Annotated in this window: 1 protein-coding gene; it reads left to right on the top strand. The window is 76.0% G+C overall.

The genetic code is table 11. The annotated features are described in order from the left end of the window. Positions 1-1576, top strand: a 1576-nt coding sequence (gene malQ, locus GWI24_RS44165; protein ID WP_210951631.1) for a 4-alpha-glucanotransferase, incomplete at its 5' end; no start/stop codon positions are given. Positions 1577-1625: the final 49 nt, after the last annotated feature.

The raw sequence follows: 1625 nt of genomic DNA, 5'->3' as shown, positions 1-1625 counted from the left end.
GGCCGCCTGGTCCGGGCGGGCCCTCGGCGCCGGCTTCGTCCAGATCAACCCGCTGCACGCCGCCGTGCCCGGCACCCCGGCCGCGCCCACCGACCCCTCGCCGTACCGCCCCTCCTCGCGGCGCTTCCCCGATCCGGTCCATCTGCGGATCGAGGACGTGCCCGAATACGCTCATCTGCGCGGCCGCGCCCGTGAGCGGGCCGATCAGCTGCTGGAGGCCGCCGCCGCCCTCCGTACGGCCGTCCTGCGCGAGGGCGCCCTCATCGACCGGGACGCCGTCTGGGCCCTCAAGCGCGAAGCGCTGGAGCTGGTGCGGACGGTCCCGCTCAGCCCCGGCCGCCGCGCCGCCTACTGCGACTTCCTCGCCGAGCGTGGTCAGGCCCTGGAGGACCACGCCCTGTGGTGCGCGCTCGCCGAGACCCATGGCCCCGAATGGCGCGCCTGGCCCGATGGCCTGGCAGATCCGCGCTCGGCGGGCACCGCCCGGGCGCGGGCCGAGCACCTGGACCGCACCGACTTCCACTGCTGGCTGGCCTGGCTCACCGACACCCAGCTGGCCGCCGCCCAGCGCGCCGCGCGCGAGGCGGGCATGGGCATCGGCCTCGTCCACGATCTGGCGGTCGGGGTCCATCCCTCGGGCGCCGACGCCTGGGCGCTCCAGGACGTCTTCGCCTCCGGCATGTCGATCGGCGCGCCCCCGGACGCCTTCAACTCCAGGGGCCAGGACTGGGGCCTGCCGCCGTGGCGCCCGGACGCCCTCGCGGCCACCGGCTACGCCCCCTACCGCGATCTGCTGAGGGGCCTCTTACGGCACGCGGGCGCGCTCCGCATCGACCATGTGATGGGCCTCTTCCGGCTGTGGTGGGTGCCGGAGGGACGGGAGCCGACCGAGGGCTGTTACGTCCGCTACGACGCGGAGGCGATGCTCGGCGCGCTCGCCCTGGAGGCGCACCGGGCCGGGGCGGTCGTCATAGGGGAGGACCTGGGGACGGTCGAGCCCGGTGTGCGGGAGGAGCTGGAGCGGCGGGGGGTGCTGGGCACCTCGGTGTTGTGGTTCGAGCGGAACTACAACGGGGCGGGCGCCGCGCGGCCGCTGGCGCCGGAGGAGTGGCGGGCGGACTGCCTGGCCACCGTGACGACCCACGATCTGCCGAGCACCGCCGCCCGGCTCACCGGCGACCACGTTGAGCTCCGCCACCGGCTGGGCCTGCTGAGCCGCCCCCTCGCCGAGGAGCGGGCGGCGGACGCGGTCGAGGTCGCCGAGTGGCTGGGGCTGCTGGCGCGGCTCGGGCTGCTGCCGGAGGGGCCGGGCGACGAGGAGGCGGCGGTCAAGGCCGTCCACCGCTTTCTGCTGCGCACCCCGGCGAAGATGGTGGGCGTCTGGCTGCCGGACGCGGTGGGGGACCGCAGACCGCAGAATCTGCCGGGCACCTGGGATCAGTACCCCAACTGGCGACTGCCGATCGCCGACGCCGAGGGGCGCCCGATGTCCCTGGAGGAGCTGGTCGCCTCGCCCCGGCTGCGCGCGCTGATGGACGAGGTGGCCCGGCTCGCGCCTCGTGCCCCCGCCTCATAGCCCCGCCAGGGGGTGTGACCTAGCCCCCGCCAGGGGGTGTGCGAGGGGT

The organism is Streptomyces sp. MK37H, from assembly GCF_018035285.1.
GTDB classification, from domain to species: Bacteria; Actinomycetota; Actinomycetes; order Streptomycetales; family Streptomycetaceae; genus Streptomyces; species Streptomyces endocoffeicus.
The sequence above is the reverse complement of the archived record's forward strand: the minus strand, read 5'-3'. Positions and strand labels throughout refer to the sequence as shown.